A 16,229-nucleotide genomic window follows, 5' to 3' on the forward strand; every position below is an offset into this window, starting at 1 on the left:
TTCGTGGATCAAGTCAATTATGGTCACGGGTGGTTTATTCCAACGGCAAATGGAAATTCTTCAAAATTGCTTGATAATCCGTATTCCGCACTTGTCTTTTACGTCAAAGGCAGTAATCCATCGATGAATTTCAAAATAGAGTTAAAAAGTCCAAACAACGGCGTGGAATATTATTACGTTGATGCCGGCACAAAGTGGACAAAAGTCGTTGTACCTTTCAGCAAAATGTCAGTTTACACGTGGACAAAGCCTGTGGACTTTTCAAGATTGATTCAGATGACTTTTGTTTTTGAAAATAACGTCGACAGCATCAAAGAAGGCACCATATACGTTGCGCGGATAGGCTTTTCTTAGTTAAAAAATAACAAAAAAGACATCAAATATAAATTTGAACATAACGTTTAATGTTATACAATCACTTTAAAAGTGTTGAAATTTTGTCGGCTAAAAGGTGATATCGGTGAACTTTTGTGATTTCTTAAAAAATAAAAAGTACGTCAAGTGTCCGCCCGGTGGAGCGGTACTTTGATCGTACCTTGATATATTCCCGATCCACCGGGCCACATCTGAAAGATGTGGCCTTTTTCATTTAAGAAGGAGATGAAAAGATGGAAATATCTTATTACACGGCAACGGGAAATTCATTTGTAATGTACGATTCTGTTGGGAAAACATTAACCTATGAAGAAAAAAGCGACCTTGTTTTAAAAAATGTCGGAGATCGGGACGGAATGATCTTTGTTGAGAAGAAAGACAAATTTTTCATGGATTATTTCAACAGAGATGGGCAAAGAGCTGAATTTTGCGGAAATGGTGCGAGAAGTTTTGTCAAATATCTTCATGATGCCGGATACATAAAAGAAAACGTCCTTTTCGATTCTTTTGCTGGGCAGGTTGAAGGCCATCTTGTTGATGGTGAAATCATGATCAAGATGCCAAAGATAAGAACGGATGATAAATTGGGATCTGTTGCAGGTCATTACGTGGTTGTCGGGGTGCCTCATTACGTCATTTTTGTTGACGATGTCAAAAATGTGGATGTTAAAAAGTTGGGATTTAGACTGAGAAATGAACTTGATGCCAACATTGACTTTGTTGAGATTAAAGATCACGAAATAGAGATGAGAACTTACGAGCGAGGCGTTGAAGGCGAAACAAAAGCGTGCGGTACAGGTGCAACGGCAAGCGCTTACGTTTCAAGAATAACACAACGATGGCATGTACAAAAGATCAACGTGTCAGTTCCCGGCGGAAATTTAAAGGTAATTTTTAAAGGAAAAGATGTATACCTTCAAGGAGGTGTTGATAATGTTTAGAGGAGTTGGAACGGCAATTGTAACGCCATTTAAAGCAGGAGAAATTGATTTTAAAAGTTACGATCGATTGGTGAAATTTCAGATCGATAACGGAGTAAGCGCGATATTTGTACTCGGAACTACAGGAGAATCTCCAACCGTTGAGTTGGACGAAAGCGCAAAGTTGATAGACAGAACTGTTGAGTTATGTCATGACCGTGCCGAGGTTATAGCCGGTGCCGGAACGAATAGCACCAAAAAGGCTCTTGAACTTGTAAAACATGCCGAAATGCACGGCGCTAACGGTGTACTTGTCGTGACTCCTTATTACAACAAGCCAACACAAAAAGGGCTTTACGAACATTACAAATACATCTCCGAGCGTACGTCTTTGAACATCGTCATCTACAACGTTCCGGGAAGAACGGGAGTTAACATTTTGCCAGAAACAGTTTACAAGATAGCATCCGATTGCAAAAACGTAAGGGGCCTTAAAGAGGCAAATGCAGATATAAACCAGGTTGATATGGATATGTTGGCGCTCAGAAGCATAAATGATTTCAGAATTTATTCCGGTAACGATGATTCCGCATTTCATCTGCTTTGCTCCGGCGGCGATGGCGTTGTGTCCGTTGCATCTAATGTCATTCCAAAGGAAATGTCGGAGATGTGTAAATTTGTCTTTGACGGAGAAGTAGAAAAGGCAAGAGAAATTCATTTGAGATTTTTTAACTTCTTCAAAGCGCTTTTCGTTGAATCCAATCCCATACCCGTCAAGGCTGCGCTGGAGATAAAAGGATTCATAAAAAATGAATTGAGGCTTCCGCTTGTTACGGCCAGCGATAAAACGATTGAAACCTTAAAAGATGCGATGAAAAGGTCCGGTATAGCAGACAGCGAGGTAGCGTGATGAAATTCGGTATAATGGGATTTTCAGGCAAAATGGGCAAAGAGATCGTCGAGACTTTTCAAGAATCAGGTCATACACCTGTTTTAAAAGTAGATGACAGTCATGAAGTCATGGATGGTGTACCGGAAATTATGATGGATTTTTCAAGGCCTGAGGCTTTAGACAGAACCTTAAAAATTTGCGAAACTTACAGTTGTCCGCTTGTCATAGGCACGACAGGTTTCGGAGAAAAAGAAATGGCAAAATTAAAGGCGCTTTCCAAGCATGTGGGTATTGTACAGTCTTACAATTTTTCGATCGGAATAAACGTCATGCTTGAAGTGATCAAAAATATTTCGCCGTCTCTTTCGGAATGGGATGTAGAAATAATCGAAATGCATCATTCCACCAAAAAAGACAAGCCATCCGGAACGGCTATCATGATAAAGGATCTTTTAAAAGATGCACCCGTACATTCTCTCAGAATAGGAGGATTACCCGGCGATCATAAGGTTATCTTCGCAAACGGTGGCGAGGTACTTGAGATATCTCACAGGGCAATTTCAAGAAAAGCCTTTGCAATAGGGGCTTTAAAGGCTGCGGAATGGATTATGGATAAAAAACCAAATTTTTATACTTTTTCAGACGTAATGCATTCGAAGAGAGCGTGATAAGATGAAAACTGAAGATGTCATAAACCTTATCTCAACGTCTAAAAAGAAAACACCCGTTGAGGTTTTCTTGAAAGGCGAGATGGAAAAGATAAACTTTGAAGACGTTGAATTTTTCGGCGATGAAAAATTTGGCGTCATTTTCGGAGAATACGAAGATGTCATGAAAATACTCAAAGATAACGTGGATCATGTGCTGGATTATCACGTGAAGATAGTCGCAAGAAATTCAGCCATTCCTCTTGCGGATCTTTCGAAATACAACGCACGCATAGAGCCGGGTGCTGTGATTCGAGACATGGTCGAGATCGAAGACGGTGCCGTTGTCATGATGGGAGCCGTCATAAACATAGGATCGAAAATAGGATCCAAAACGATGATCGATATGAATGCAGTGATCGGGGGAAGGGCTGTTATCGGGAAAAATTGTCACATCGGAGCCGGTGCCGTGATCTCAGGCGTAATTGAACCGCCAAGTGCCGTGCCGGTGACAATTGAAGATGATGTACTCGTTGGGGCCAACGCGGTTGTGCTGGAAGGTGTACACGTTGGAAAGGGAAGTGTGATTGCCGCAGGGGCAATTGTAATAGAAAATGTGCCAGAGTATACCGTTGTCGCAGGTGTACCCGCGCGAATCGTGAAAAAGGTTGACGAAAAGACAAAATCGAAGACTCAGATAATCGAAAGTCTTAGAGATCTTGGAAGGTGAGTAAATGAACTTAGTCGTCCAAAAATACGGTGGATCCTCTGTGGCCGATACGCAAAGGATAAAAAACGTTGCCAGAAGAATAAAAAGAAAAATTGAAGATGGGTACAAAGTTGTGGTGGTGGTATCGGCGATGGGTAAAACCACGGATAATTTGATCTCTCTTGCGAAGTCCCTAAGTAATAACCCTAACCCAAGAGAAATGGACATGTTGCTTTCAACGGGAGAACAAATCTCGATAGCACTTTTATCGATTGCACTTGAAGAAATCGGCATACAGGCAAAATCTTTTAACGCTTTTCAACTTAACATAAAAACAACAGATCAACATACCAAAGCACGCATAAAAGACATAGATGATAACGTGATTTCAGAGGCACTGAGAGATCGCGATGCGATAATTGTCGCTGGCTTTCAGGGAATAGATGAGTTTCAGGATGTAACGACGCTCGGAAGAGGAGGATCTGATACAACGGCCGTTGCACTTGCCGCAAAACTAAAATCTCTATGTGAGATATACAGCGATGTTGACGGAATATACACCTGTGATCCTAAAGTTTATCCCCCAGCAAAAAAGATCACCTATGTAACTTACGATGACATGTTAGAGATGGCATCATTAGGTGCGAAGGTGTTGCATTCGAGAGCGGTCGAAATAGCAAAAAAATACGGCGTGAAAGTTTATTGTGCTTCATCTTTCACAGATATGGAGGGAACTTACGTGGTAAACAAATTACCTGAATGGCTCGAAGAGCCGGTTGTAACCGGATCAACGATTGAAAACGGACAAACGAAGATAACCATTTCGGATCTTCCGGATGATAATGAAACGATATCAAAAATCTTCAACAAACTTTCTGACATGGGGATCAACGTCGATATGATATCTTTTTTTGCGGAAGGCAAAAAATTGCACCTTTCTTTTACAATAGTCGAAGATCACAAGGATTCAATAATAAAATCTCTCGAAAAAATTTTGGGAGAGGGTGTTTTAATTTCAAACGACGGTCAGTATTCTAAAATTTCAATAGTCGGTGTCGGAATGAGATCAAGCCCGGGAGTCGCGGCAAGATTTTTCTCTCTGCTGTCAAAATCAGGCATTAAACCGGCGCTTGTTACGACGTCTGAGATAAAGATATCATGTCTTGTTGAACCTGAAAAATCGCAGGAAATTCTAAGAACGATAGCAAAAGAATTCGATCTTTAGGAGGGTCAGGATGAACGATGAATTTTTGCTTCCAATTTACAGTCCGTTTCCTTTACAAATTTCTCATGCAAAAGGGATATACATGTGGGATGTCTCCGGAAAAAAATACATAGACACGTTTTCCGGAATTGGTGTTTTAGCCTTCGGTCATTCGGATGATGACGTAAAAGATGCCATGAAAAAGAAGATCGATAATTACGCGCATATTTCGAATTATTTTCTCGATCCAGATGCAATTGAAGTCGCAAAAGCGATAGTCGAAAGAACGGGACAAACCGGAAAAGTTTACTTCGGTAATTCAGGAGCAGAGGCAAACGAAGCGGCACTGAAGGCGATTAAAAAAAGGAATGGCAGGATAATTTCATTCACAGGCAATTTTCATGGAAGAACTCTCGGGTCCCTTTCATTGACGGGGTTTGAAAAACTCAGAAATCCTTTTGAACCGCTTGTCGAAAACGTGACATTTTTGCCTTTTGGAGATGTTAAATCCTTTGAACAGGTAATGAAAAAAGATGGTTCAGAGATTTCAGCCGTTTTTCTTGAAACTTTGCTTGGCAGCGGAGGACTCAAAACCATAACGAAAGAGTTCGCCGATGTCTTGATGACATTCAAAGAAAAATACGGATTCATGCTTGTTGCCGATGAAGTTCAGGCGGGCATGGGCAGAACTGGCAGATTTTACGCATACCAGCACTTTGAAAATTTAAAGCCTGACATCGTAACGCTTGCAAAATCGATAGGAGGAGGGCTTCCACTCTCTGCAACGATCTTTCTCGAAAAAAATGCAGACGTTTTTAAAGCCGGAGATCACGGATCCACATTCGCTCCAAGTCCTGTTGCATTAGCGGCCTCTAAAGTCATTCTTTCAAAACTCACGGATAAATTCATCGAGGAAGTCGAAAGAAAAGGAAATTATTTCAGAGATCGACTCAGATCAATTCGAAGCAACAAAATAAAAGAAGTAAGGGGAATGGGACTTATGATCGGAGTTGAACTTTATGCCGGTGGTGCTGATGTGCTTAAAGCCGGACTGAAAAATGATCTCCTACTCAACGTTGTGGGTGGAAATACAGTCAGATTTCTTCCGGCACTTAACGTAACGTTCGAAGAAATCGATGAGATCGTTGACAGATTCGAAAAAACCCTTGAAAGGATAGATTGAAATGGATGGAATCGAGTTAAGACATATAATTCACCAAAATCCGGAACTTTCATTCGAAGAGCATGAAACGCAAAAAGTACTCAAAAGTGCGATAGAAGACCTTGGCTCCAAAGCATATCCCGTTGCCAAAACGGGTTTAATCGTGCCCATAGCGAACGATAAAGATGAACCTTACGTGCTTTTAAGATCGGATATGGATGCTTTGCCGATAAAAGAACAAACGGAATGGGAATATGCCTCAAAAAACGGGTACATGCACGCCTGCGGTCACGACGTGCATATGGCCGTCATGTATGAAACTTTAAAAAGTATTTTAAAAGAAAAGGTAAAAGGTAATTTCATTTTCGTATTTCAGCCGGCAGAAGAAAGCGGAGGCGGAGCGGCACACGTTATTGAAGAAATAAAAAATCTTTACAAGATAAAATGTGCGATAGCAGAACATGTTACGGACGAATACGAATTTGGCACCTTAGCCTGCAGGCCTGGCATATTATTTGCCTCCGCAACGGAGATAAACCTTACATTCAAAGGTAAAGCGGCACATATAGCCTTTTACAAAAACGGCATAGACGCAATCATGACAGGCACGGATTTTCTGACTCAATTCTATAAGGTTAACTTTGAATCAAAAGTGCTTGCCGGTTTCGGAAAAGTTTTCGGCGGAAATGCGAGAAACATAGTCGCCGACACTTTTGAACTGCAGGGAACTATAAGAAGTGAATCTCTTGAAAAAACCCAAAATGTCATCGATAAAATTTCGGAGATGGCGGGTAAATCCTGCGATAAAATTGGAGCAACTTTTTCTTTGAGAAAGGGAAGCGTTTATCCTCAGGTCAGAGTTGACGAAAAGATGTTTCAATCATTTGAAAAGACAATTTCAAAAAGTGACTTTAAACTCGATCTGTGTGATATGAAATACACGGGTGAGGATTTTGGCTTTTTTTCTCTCGAATATCCGTCACTCATGTTTTGGGCCGGCACTTTTACGGGTAAAAACAAAGCGGGACTTCATAATCCGCTATTCTTGCCGGACGATAAGATTATTGAACCGCTTGCAAAATTCATATCTTTCTACGTCAAGAATTTACTTGGCTTAAAGTAGATATCAACTCGATTTCTATATCTGCATTTCTGGGAAGATTTGAAACTTCGACAAAAGATCTCGCAGGCTTCGAATTGCCGAAATATCTTTCGTAAACGGCGTTCACACGGTTGAAATTTCCAATGTCTTTGACAAAAACGGTAACCTTTACAACGGATTCGAGATTCGACCCCGCGGTTTCAAGAATTGATTTGATATTTTCGAAGATACGAACCGTTTTTTGATCGATTTCGCCGTCTATCAAATTTCCATTCGCGGGATCTATCGGAAGTTGTCCTGAAACAAAGACAAAATTACCCGCAACGACGGCCTGCGAATAAGGGCCTATTGCCTTCGGAGCCTTATCTGTTGAGATGTATTTCATGAACTCATCCTCCATTCTTCTTTCAAAATACCCATGATGATCTCATCATGATACTTGCCTTCTCTGAAAACTTGAGATCTTAGCGTACCTTCAATTTTAAACCCAACTTTTTGGTAAGATTTTATGGCACGATCGTTAAAAGCATAAACGTGAAGCATTGTTTTGTGAATGTTCATCTCTAAAAATATGAAATTCACAAGCACTCTCATGGCATCGGTGCCATATCCCTGAGAAAGAAAAGGCTTGCCCAAAAAAATTCCCACCGTCGCAACGCTGTTTTTCCAATCGAGATTGTTTACTCCACAGCCTCCGATATACTGTCCATCTGATATTCTTTCTATCGCAAAACTGTAACGTTCCGGATTTTTTGCGGATAATTCCTGGTACCATTTTTCTTCCTCTTCGAATTTCCAAGGGAATGGAACCCCAGGATCAAGATATTTTTTCACATCCCAGTCGTTTACGTATTCCCATGTAAGTGAGAGATCATCTTTGTGATATTCTCTCAATCTCACAAAGTTCCCATAAAAAATGTTTTTGGTCATTTTGCACCCCTTCAAAAAATGATATCATAAAATCTTTTTGAAATGAATTTTACCCTCATGCCAACAAAAATGGCGATAAGGCATGTGACAATTCCGACCATGAATTGAATATAAAAGTTAGATTCTGAAGTTACATTAGGTATAAACGGCACAAAAATGGCAAGTACTAACCCTATGATAAGTACATGATCTATGTATATGTCAAGAGAATGTTTTCCAAAGATCGAAAACAACTTTGAATATTTTTTACTTTTGATCAGGTAAGAAAGCCAGAGGAACACCGGCATTGAAAAAAAATAAAGCAAGTATTCAAAAGGGCTTAACGCAACATACGACTCGTAATCAAAGGTGAGTTTGGGAACCGTCAGGATCATCAACATAGCACCTATGTAAGAAAGGCAAAGTCCTATCCATATCCACAATGAAGGATTTTTTGTCCAGAATAATCTGCCATTTTTTGCAGTGTACATTCCCCAAAGATAAAAAAAGGCCCATAAAAGTGGGTTCCTGTAAGTTACCGTAGAATCCACGATTACATGCCCATAATATTGGGGTATGTAATAAAGCGATGTAAAAACCATGCCACATATGAATAAGATAATCATCAACGGCATTAATTTTTTGATACCGAAAAAGTACGGTGTAAATATGAAAAGAATTAAAAGCACAAAAAGAAAGTAAAATGGAAGGTATGACGTTGCAAAAACATAGTCAGACAAGATATCCCAAAAACTCAAATTGTAAGAGAAGCCGGTGTAATGTTCAAAGAAAATGCCGAGCATAATGTAAATTGTTGACCATAAGAAATAAGGCGGAAGGAAAATTTTCAATTTTTTTGAAATGAAATCCCAGGAATTTTTATTTTTTTCATAACTTTTGTAACCGAGGAAACCTGAGACGAAAAAAAAGATCACAACGACTGGGGTACCGAATGGACCAAAGAAATAAAGGATATGCCTTGTGATTGAACCGTAAGTTTGAAAGTTGTAAAAAACAGAATGAAACATCACAACCGTTAATATACCAATCCCTTTTAAAATATCGAATTCTTCAATTCTTTTTTCCATTTGCTCCTTCCAAAAAATGAGTCCTCATGAAGAGGACTCAAAGCCATTACAATCTGTAAGCCTCTTCTCCAAGTTCGACATCCAATCCCTGCTTTTCTTCGTTTTCTGGAACACGGATTGGCATAAAAACATTCACGAATTTTAAAAGTAAATAACTAAGTCCAAAACTGTAACCTGCGACTATTCCTATGCCAAGCAATTCTATCAAAAATTGATGAACATTGCCTTGAATAAGTCCCGACACGTGGTTTACAGCACTTTCCGCGAACACTCCGGTCAATATGATACCTAAAATTCCTCCGACACCGTGGACTCCCCACACATCAAGTGCATCGTCCCACTTTACTTTTTTTCTGAATTCAACGGCCGCGTAACACGCCAAAGATGCTCCAATTCCTATAACAGCCGCAGCCCACGGATGAACGTATCCGGCAGCAGGCGTTACGGCTGCAAGACCGGCGACAGATCCCGTTAGAGCACCCATTATCGATGGTTGTTTCCTTATCGACCACGAAAAGATGAGCCACGTTACGAGTGCAACAGATGCCGCTATATCTGTATTTATAAAGGCATTTGCGGCCAGAGTATTTGCGGCGAGCGCACTTCCCGCGTTAAATCCAAACCATCCAAACCACAAAAGTCCGGTCCCAAGGGCAACGTAAGTTATGTTGTGCGGTTCATCTATCTTGAATTTTCTGCTTCCAACCATCAAAATCGATGCAAGGGCTGCCATTCCCGCTGTGGTGTGAACAACCGCACCGCCGGCGAAATCCACAAATCCAATTTGTTGCAAAAATCCGCCGCCCCATACCCAGTGAGTTACCGGAATGTACACTAAAGAACTCCATAGAATAAGAAAGAACATGTAACTCTTGAATTTCACCCTGTCAGCAAATGCACCTGTTATAAGTGCCGGCGTTATGACGGCAAACATTTCCTGAAAAGCAAAATACGCGTAAAGCGGTATTGTCCCCCCATAATGAGGATTTGGACCTGCCATGAAGACATTTTGCAAAAGCAAATAGTTGAATCCTCCGATGATGCCATGAAAATCCGTTCCGAACGCAAGACTGAACCCGTAAAGGAACCATAACGTTGTTACAATTCCCATCGATGCAAAACTTTGAAGCATGATGGTTAAAACACTTGTTCGTCTGACCATTCCACCGTAGAAAAAGGCGAGGCCTGGTGTCATTATGAAGACTAAAGCCGCACTGATTAAAACGAAAGAAACGTCACCGTTGTTGATCATGAAACTTCCTCCTTTTCATAAAATGATAAAAAAATCAATTGGTATTGATCATTTCAACAAGTCTTTCTTTCAAAACCTTCAAAGCCTTGCAATCATCTTCGTTGTACTCTAAAACCTCTTTCATTATTGATTGATCCTTTGTCCTTTTCCACTCTCCCAAAGCCAGCATGGCATCATAACCTTTGAAATTTGGATTTTTCCACTTAAATCCCAAAATACCTGCGACATCTTTCAGCGAGTAGAATCTTACAGGTATAGCCAAAGATTTTCTCACCGTCGAATAAAGATCGACAAAGCGTTTCAAAAGATCTTCGCTTTTAGTCTTTGAAATATTTGCAAATTTCTGAATAACGTCTTTGTCGAATCGATCGTAATGGTAAATTGGAGCAGAAGGATACTTTGATATGAATTCAAGAAATGCTTTCCATGAACTTTCCCAATCATCGGTATCGATGATAAAACTATGATACGTTCCTTCATGGAAAACGCCAAAAAGATAAAGTTCCTTATCACTTTTTTCGACATCAAAAAAATATTCGTGATCTGACTTTGGTAGATCGGGCTTTTCAATTAAGATCAATTGAAATTTGGAAATGGCAGTTGCCTGTTTTACCATAGCGTTTGCCTCTTTTAGTTCTATTCCGGTGTAGGAAGCGATCATTTGAGGATTGGCATTTGAAATTGATTTGAGATCCGTGAAACCTGCTTTCAAAAGCGTTTTTTTCCTTTTTTCTCCTATGCCGTTTATTAAGGATATATCTTCTGTTTTCGAACTTATTTCGATGCATTCCGGATAAAACGGGCAACCTTTGCAAGCATAAGAAAAAACAGGATCCGGAGGAGATGGCTTTTCGAAACTCTCTTTTATGGAGTTTATCATCATCAATATGAGTTCATCGTGCGACTTTATTTTTTTCTGCCCATTCAAAAAATTAACGACTACTTCTGATTTCTCACCTCTGAGTTCCATCACGAATGACAAAAATGCAGATTCAATTGTATGCCTTTCTCTCACGCTTTTTGACGTTCTGTTTAAAATCAGGGTTTTGTTTTTTCCGTCATCAATCATTTCATCGGCAAAAGCCACAAGATGAATTTGACCGTAATCTGCTTCAAAACTCAAATTTCCAGTCTGATGAATTTCATTTTTCAAAAGATAGGCTTTTCTATGGCAAAGATAAAATATGGTTAAAAGCATTTGATCGATCGTCATCTAAAGATCTTCTTTCGATACTATGGGATTATATCTTTCATTGTAATCGTAAACATCTACTTTCTCTATTTTCTTTATTTTTAAAACTATTAGATAAGTAAGAGGTGTCGCAACGACTTCGTAGATAACTTTAAACAGATACTGGGCGATGATCAAAAAAATCAGATCTTTCAAATTCATAAGGCCTGTGAAAGTACCCGTTATGAATATCAAAGTATCCGCACCTTCTCCTATAACCGTTGAGCCTATCGTTCTTGTCCATAAAAATTTTCCTTTTGTCATGATCTTCATCCTGCTCATGACGACAGAATTCAAATATTCTCCAACAAAATATGCTACAATGGAGGCCAAAACAGCCCTTGGTGCAAGGCCGAGCACAAGGCTGTAAGATTTTGCCTCACTTTGCCACCAAACAGGTGCCGGAAGTGCGTTTACAAGCAAAAAGAAAAATGCCATGAAAAGATTTGCTCCCAAACCTAACCATATGACAAGCCTTGATTTTCTAAAACCGTAAACTTCCGTAAGTACATCTCCAAATATGTAAGATATCGGAAAGATCAAAACGGCTCCCGGAAGTGCTATGCCCCAGAAATTAACGAGTCGTCCTGCGGTAACATTTGCGATTATAAGGCATGTGACAAAAGCACCTGTCAGAAAAACGTAAAGTGGAGTTATATTTTTACTTTCCAAATTCACTTTTCTCCTTTTTCAATCGAAGTTGTCGCGTCTATGCCGCCGCGTGTTTTATAAGTTAACGTTATTTTCATCCATGCAGGATCTAAAAGCGCAAAGAGATCATCGAAGATCCTCTGTGTCGCCTTTTCCTGATAAATTCCAACATTTCTGAAAGATACGAAATAATATTTCAGAGACTTAAGTTCCACTATTTTTTTGTTGGGAATATACTCAATTACGACCCTGCCGATGTCTGGAAGCCCTGAAAAAGGACAGACCGCTGAAAATTCATCTGTTTCATATTTGACAAATTCCTTATCTTTATTCTCAAAATTGATAGTTTCCAAAAGAGAAGATTCTATTGTATCTTCACTCAGAAATGAAAATGTCTTTCCTTCTGCCTCTGGCATTTTATCACCTCTCGAAAAATTATATCATAACGTGTAATTCCAAAGGTCATTATCATCACTCCGGCACCTGCCGGAGCGGTGATTCGGTTAAAGTTAGTTCAGTATATGTTATAATTTGATTATGCAGGTAAAAAAGGATGAGAAGCGTTTAAGAATCATCGAAAGTGCCATTTCACTTTTAAGCGAAAAAAATTTTGAAGAAGTTACGACGGAATTGATCGCTAATCGTGCAAAGGTGGGGAAGGGGACGCTTTACACGTACTTCAAAAGCAAAGATGACCTTTTGGGAGAAACTTTGCTTTACGTGCTTTCTGAATTTCTCAACGCCACCGTCAAAACGAAAAAATGCAAATGCGATCTTGATCGCAAGATAGAAATGCTTTTTGAACTTTACGAAGAGATTGCAAAATCACGTGAGAACCTTTTGCCGCTTTTCATGAGAATATACATCGATGAGACCGTAAACAAAAGAAGATCGAATATTCAGAATCGCATGAGAAATCATCTTATAAAAATCTTTAAAGAATTCGAACCACAACTTATATCTCCTGTCGATGTTGCGGTTGATTTCATAATAGTCAACACGATGCCATTTTCAATGAAAAGATTTGCCCAGGACTCGAATTATTGGAAAAACGTGGTGGAAATCATTAAAAAAGGAATAAAGAAAAATTAACATTTTCGAAATTTAACTTCATTCCAAAAACTTCATTTCTTCATCTGTTAATTCTATATCGCTGGCTTTTGCGTTTTCGATAAGATGCTTTTCGCTCAAAGCCTTGGGTATCGCAAAAACACCCTTTTTGACAAGCCATGCAAGCGCAATCTGAGGTGAGGTTACTTTTCTGTTTTTTGCAACTTTTTCAAGTTTTGATGCAGTTGCACTTATTCCCATTCTGTTGAGCGGGCTGTAAGCCACAACGCTTATCGCATTTTTTTTGCAAAAATCAAGAAGACCCGATCTTTCTATTTCACGATCCTCAATGTTGTATCTGACCTGATTACAAACAACCGGACTTTTAGATGCTTCAATTGCCTCTTTGAGTTGAGAAATTGAAAAATTGCTGACGCCGATGTATCTTGTATAACCTCGGTCAAGCACAACGTTGATATTTTGAATCGCCTCTTTTATCGAAAGATCTTCTGGCGGCCAGTGGATGAGATAAAGATCTACGTGATCCGTACCAAGTCTTTTAAGCGATCCCTCGATCGAATTAAGCATATCTTTGATTTTGAGATGGTTTGGCCAAACTTTTGATGTCAAAAAGACTTTATCTCTTCCAATCTCTTTTAAAGCCTTTCCGACAACCTCTTCTGTATGACCGGATCCGTAATATTCAGCCGTATCAATGTGGGTTATTCCAAGTTCTACGGCCTTTACAATCGCCTTTACCGATTCTCTGTCATTGGATGGATCTGGTGAGATCCCTCCGCCCATTTCCCAGGTGCCCAAGCCTATTACCGGAAGAAACTCATCTGTCTTTCCAAGTTTCATCTTTTTCATTTTACACCTGCTTTCTTTGAATGAGAGACATTATCACAATTAAAATGCCTACCAAAAGGCTATTCACCATGTTGCCAGCCTTTGTAATGAAAACAGGCACAAAGGATATCACAGATATCCAAATGCCGGACAAAATTATGACTACAACGGAAAAGTTCACATGCCTTATCATCAAAAGGCCAAAAATTATTACCAATATGCCCACGAAAAAGTTATTCCACAAGTCTGCTGGCATACCTAAAATATACGGGAGAAAAGCCGAAATTACAAACCACAACCCTAAAATAAGTGTTACGATCTTTTGCCATCTCATATCATCATCTCGAAGATTTGTATTGTGGAGATTTTTCGGATATCTGCATCAACTCTATTCTGTTCCCATCCGGATCTCTTATCCAGCATTGCCAGTTGAAATCTTTCCCCTGTTTTGGTTCAACGTCTAAAACGACATTTTTCTTTTTAAGATCTTCGGCAACTTTTTGAATGTCATCAACTTCAAGGCAAAGATGAGAAAAGCCTGCCTCATTTTGAGAAACTTCTCTTTTTTTGCCTCCGTAAAAGAGTTCTATGAATTGATTTTTGCTTACTTTGATGTAATTTATCCACGGTTTGCCTTCATCGTCTCTTATTTCAAAGGCTTTTTGGAATCCAAGTTGATCGCAATAAAAATGAAGTGCTTTTTCCATATCGCTGACCGTATATGCAACGTGCGCTATACCTTTTATCATAAAGATCATCTCCTCCGTTCTATATCAAACAAAATTCAACTTCCGAAATCATCGCTCCGGCAGGTGCCCCCACTCGATGTCTGGTCCTCGCAGGCTGCGGAGGCCATCTCGAGGGCATCCTGCCTTCCGCTTCGGTAAATAAGCATTCGACTTTTAAAGTGAATTAAGTATATCTAATTTTTTCAAAGATTTGCCGGTTCTTTTGCATATATGACTGCATCGTTTCTCTTTATTTTGTTTATAGATATGGCACGTTTGAGAGCCTCATCGAAGGTTATCATGCCAAATTTTCCTCCGGTTTCTATCATTGAATCAATCTGATGCAATTTGTTTTCACGTATTAAATTTCTTACAGCCACGGTACCGGTAAGAATCTCAACTATTGGCACATAACCTTTGCCATTTGCAGCGGGCAGCAATCTTTGATATGCGACTCCTACTAACGTATTTGAAAGTTGAATTGCCACCTGTTTTTGCTGATGCTCCGGAAAAACATCTATTATTCTTTCTGGAGCAGATCCGGCTGAATTCGTGTGTATAGTTGAAAATACAAGGTGACCTGTTTCTGCTGCGGTAAGTGCGAGTTTCATGGTATCAATATCTCTCATTTCTCCCACGAGAATAACATCCGGATCCTGCCTTAAGGCGTACTTTAAACCATCTGAAAATGAATCTGTATCATTTCCAAGTTGTCTTTGATGTATCAAAGCCTGTTTATTTTGAAAAATGTATTCGATAGGATCTTCTATTGTTATTATATGAACCGGCCTTTCTTGGTTTATCTTGTCGATCATCGCGGCAAGCGTTGTGGATTTCCCGCTGCCGGTAGGCCCTGCTATCAAAACTATGCCACTTGAGTGATTGGCAAAGTCGGCAAGAATCTGAGGCAGACCCAACTCTGAGAAATTTCTTATCTTGTATGTTATTATTCTGAAAGCGCCCGTAAGATTTCCCCTTTCAAGGAAAACATTCGCCCTCACTCTGGCGACATTTTTAAGACTGAAAGAAAAATCAACTTCTTTTTTGTTTAAAGGCAGATTTAAAGATTTAATCAGATCTGTTAAAAATTTTGAAAGTTCCTCACTTGTGTAAGGTTCATATTTGGTTTGGGGGACAAGATCGCCGTATATTCTGAACACAGGTGGAGTCCCTGCACTTAAATGCACATCAGATGCATTCACGTTATAACCTTCCAGCAGTAATTCAGTCATATCAAATGCTTTCATGTCAACCTCCACTGATATTTTTTCATAGTAAACAGTTTTATCGATTCACGAACTTATAAATTATTTTACCACAGATTTTGACAACTAAATTATTCTGAAAACTTTAAAAATGTAAATTTGAGTTTGGCGGAGGGCATGATGCCAAGAGGTGGCCTCCACAGCGCAGCGAGGACCAGACATCGAAAGGCGAATGCCGGAGCCAACGGTATTCTA

The 16,229-nt window shown here is 39.6% G+C and carries 20 protein-coding genes; 9 read left to right on the forward strand and 11 right to left on the reverse strand.

The features are described 5' to 3' along the window. The 8 genes from ACP5NR_RS02755 to ACP5NR_RS02790 all read left to right on the forward strand — a co-directional run. A partial coding sequence (locus ACP5NR_RS02755) for a hypothetical protein (protein WP_428005904.1) occupies positions 1-354 on the forward strand: 354 nt, incomplete at its 5' end. Between the two features lie 254 nt (positions 355-608). Beyond that, positions 609-1,316 (forward strand): diaminopimelate epimerase, encoded by a 708-nt coding sequence (gene dapF / locus ACP5NR_RS02760; RefSeq protein WP_428005905.1) that lies wholly within the window; start codon positions 609-611, stop codon positions 1,314-1,316. Beyond that, positions 1,309-2,205: a 4-hydroxy-tetrahydrodipicolinate synthase gene (dapA, locus tag ACP5NR_RS02765; protein WP_428005176.1), complete on the forward strand. Its 897-nt coding sequence runs from the start codon at positions 1,309-1,311 to the stop codon at positions 2,203-2,205. Before dapF ends, dapA begins: the two co-directional genes overlap by 8 nt. After that, complete coding sequence (gene dapB / locus ACP5NR_RS02770) at positions 2,205-2,855, forward strand: 4-hydroxy-tetrahydrodipicolinate reductase (RefSeq protein ID WP_428005906.1); 651 nt, start codon at positions 2,205-2,207, stop codon at positions 2,853-2,855. Before dapA ends, dapB begins: the two co-directional genes overlap by 1 nt. 4 nt (positions 2,856-2,859) lie before the next feature. Further along, positions 2,860-3,564 carry a 2,3,4,5-tetrahydropyridine-2,6-dicarboxylate N-acetyltransferase gene (gene dapD, locus ACP5NR_RS02775; RefSeq protein WP_428005907.1) on the forward strand — a complete coding sequence of 235 codons (705 nt, stop codon included), beginning with the start codon at positions 2,860-2,862 and terminating at the stop codon, positions 3,562-3,564. Between the two features lie 4 nt (positions 3,565-3,568). Next, on the forward strand, positions 3,569-4,768 hold the full coding sequence (locus ACP5NR_RS02780) for an aspartate kinase (protein WP_428005908.1): 1,200 nt from the start codon (positions 3,569-3,571) through the stop codon (positions 4,766-4,768). A gap of 10 nt (positions 4,769-4,778) precedes the next feature. After that, positions 4,779-5,930: an aspartate aminotransferase family protein gene (locus ACP5NR_RS02785; RefSeq protein ID WP_428005909.1), complete on the forward strand. Its 1,152-nt coding sequence runs from the start codon at positions 4,779-4,781 to the stop codon at positions 5,928-5,930. Position 5,931: 1 nt separating this feature from the next. Further along, positions 5,932-7,032, forward strand: coding sequence for a M20 family metallopeptidase (locus ACP5NR_RS02790; protein ID WP_428005910.1), 1,101 nt, complete (start codon positions 5,932-5,934; stop codon positions 7,030-7,032). Here ACP5NR_RS02790 and ACP5NR_RS02795 read toward each other — a convergent pair. Genes ACP5NR_RS02795 through queF form a run of 7 tightly spaced genes read right to left on the reverse strand, consistent with a single transcriptional unit; the run spans position 7,007 to position 12,558 of the window. Continuing rightward, entirely contained in the window at positions 7,007-7,396 is a 390-nt protein-coding gene (locus tag ACP5NR_RS02795) for a RidA family protein (protein WP_428005911.1), read from the reverse strand. The genes ACP5NR_RS02790 and ACP5NR_RS02795 overlap by 26 nt on opposite strands. Then, positions 7,393-7,929, reverse strand: a complete 537-nt coding sequence (locus tag ACP5NR_RS02800; RefSeq protein ID WP_428005960.1) for a GNAT family N-acetyltransferase — start codon at positions 7,927-7,929, stop codon at positions 7,393-7,395. Before ACP5NR_RS02800 ends, ACP5NR_RS02795 begins: the two co-directional genes overlap by 4 nt. A gap of 23 nt (positions 7,930-7,952) precedes the next feature. Beyond that, positions 7,953-9,008, reverse strand: a complete 1,056-nt coding sequence (locus ACP5NR_RS02805; protein ID WP_428005912.1) for an acyltransferase — start codon at positions 9,006-9,008, stop codon at positions 7,953-7,955. A 46-nt stretch (positions 9,009-9,054) separates the two neighbouring features. After that, positions 9,055-10,260 (reverse strand): ammonium transporter, encoded by a 1,206-nt coding sequence (locus ACP5NR_RS02810; RefSeq protein ID WP_428005913.1) that lies wholly within the window; start codon positions 10,258-10,260, stop codon positions 9,055-9,057. 34 nt (positions 10,261-10,294) lie between these two features. Continuing rightward, on the reverse strand, positions 10,295-11,473 hold the full coding sequence (locus ACP5NR_RS02815; protein WP_428005914.1) for a TM0106 family RecB-like putative nuclease: 1,179 nt from the start codon (positions 11,471-11,473) through the stop codon (positions 10,295-10,297). Next, complete coding sequence (locus ACP5NR_RS02820) at positions 11,474-12,163, reverse strand: queuosine precursor transporter (protein WP_428005915.1); 690 nt, start codon at positions 12,161-12,163, stop codon at positions 11,474-11,476. It lies immediately after the preceding gene. Positions 12,164-12,165: 2 nt separating this feature from the next. After that, positions 12,166-12,558 carry a preQ(1) synthase gene (queF, locus tag ACP5NR_RS02825; RefSeq protein ID WP_428005916.1) on the reverse strand — a complete coding sequence of 131 codons (393 nt, stop codon included), beginning with the start codon at positions 12,556-12,558 and terminating at the stop codon, positions 12,166-12,168. Positions 12,559-12,679: 121 nt separating this feature from the next. Between queF and ACP5NR_RS02830 the strand changes: the two genes are divergently transcribed. Then, on the forward strand, positions 12,680-13,234 hold the full coding sequence (locus ACP5NR_RS02830) for a TetR/AcrR family transcriptional regulator (RefSeq protein ID WP_428005917.1): 555 nt from the start codon (positions 12,680-12,682) through the stop codon (positions 13,232-13,234). Between the two features lie 18 nt (positions 13,235-13,252). On the opposite strand, the gene ACP5NR_RS02835 is transcribed toward ACP5NR_RS02830, so the two are convergent. The 4 genes from ACP5NR_RS02835 to ACP5NR_RS02850 form a co-directional block, all read right to left on the reverse strand. Continuing rightward, the gene (locus ACP5NR_RS02835; RefSeq protein WP_428005918.1) at positions 13,253-14,062 is read right to left on the reverse strand and encodes an aldo/keto reductase; all 810 of its coding nucleotides are present in this window, start codon (positions 14,060-14,062) and stop codon (positions 13,253-13,255) included. 1 nt (position 14,063) lies between these two features. After that, complete coding sequence (locus tag ACP5NR_RS02840; RefSeq protein ID WP_428005919.1) at positions 14,064-14,375, reverse strand: SPW repeat domain-containing protein; 312 nt, start codon at positions 14,373-14,375, stop codon at positions 14,064-14,066. A 4-nt stretch (positions 14,376-14,379) separates the two neighbouring features. Next, the gene (locus tag ACP5NR_RS02845) at positions 14,380-14,790 is read right to left on the reverse strand and encodes a VOC family protein (protein ID WP_428005920.1); all 411 of its coding nucleotides are present in this window, start codon (positions 14,788-14,790) and stop codon (positions 14,380-14,382) included. A gap of 182 nt (positions 14,791-14,972) precedes the next feature. Then, on the reverse strand, positions 14,973-16,016 hold the full coding sequence (locus ACP5NR_RS02850) for a type IV pilus twitching motility protein PilT (RefSeq protein ID WP_428005921.1): 1,044 nt from the start codon (positions 16,014-16,016) through the stop codon (positions 14,973-14,975). Positions 16,017-16,229: the final 213 nt, after the last annotated feature.

The sequence above is a fragment of the Athalassotoga sp. genome (assembly GCF_049965695.1).
In the GTDB taxonomy this organism is placed as follows: Bacteria; Thermotogota; Thermotogae; order Mesoaciditogales; family Mesoaciditogaceae; genus Athalassotoga.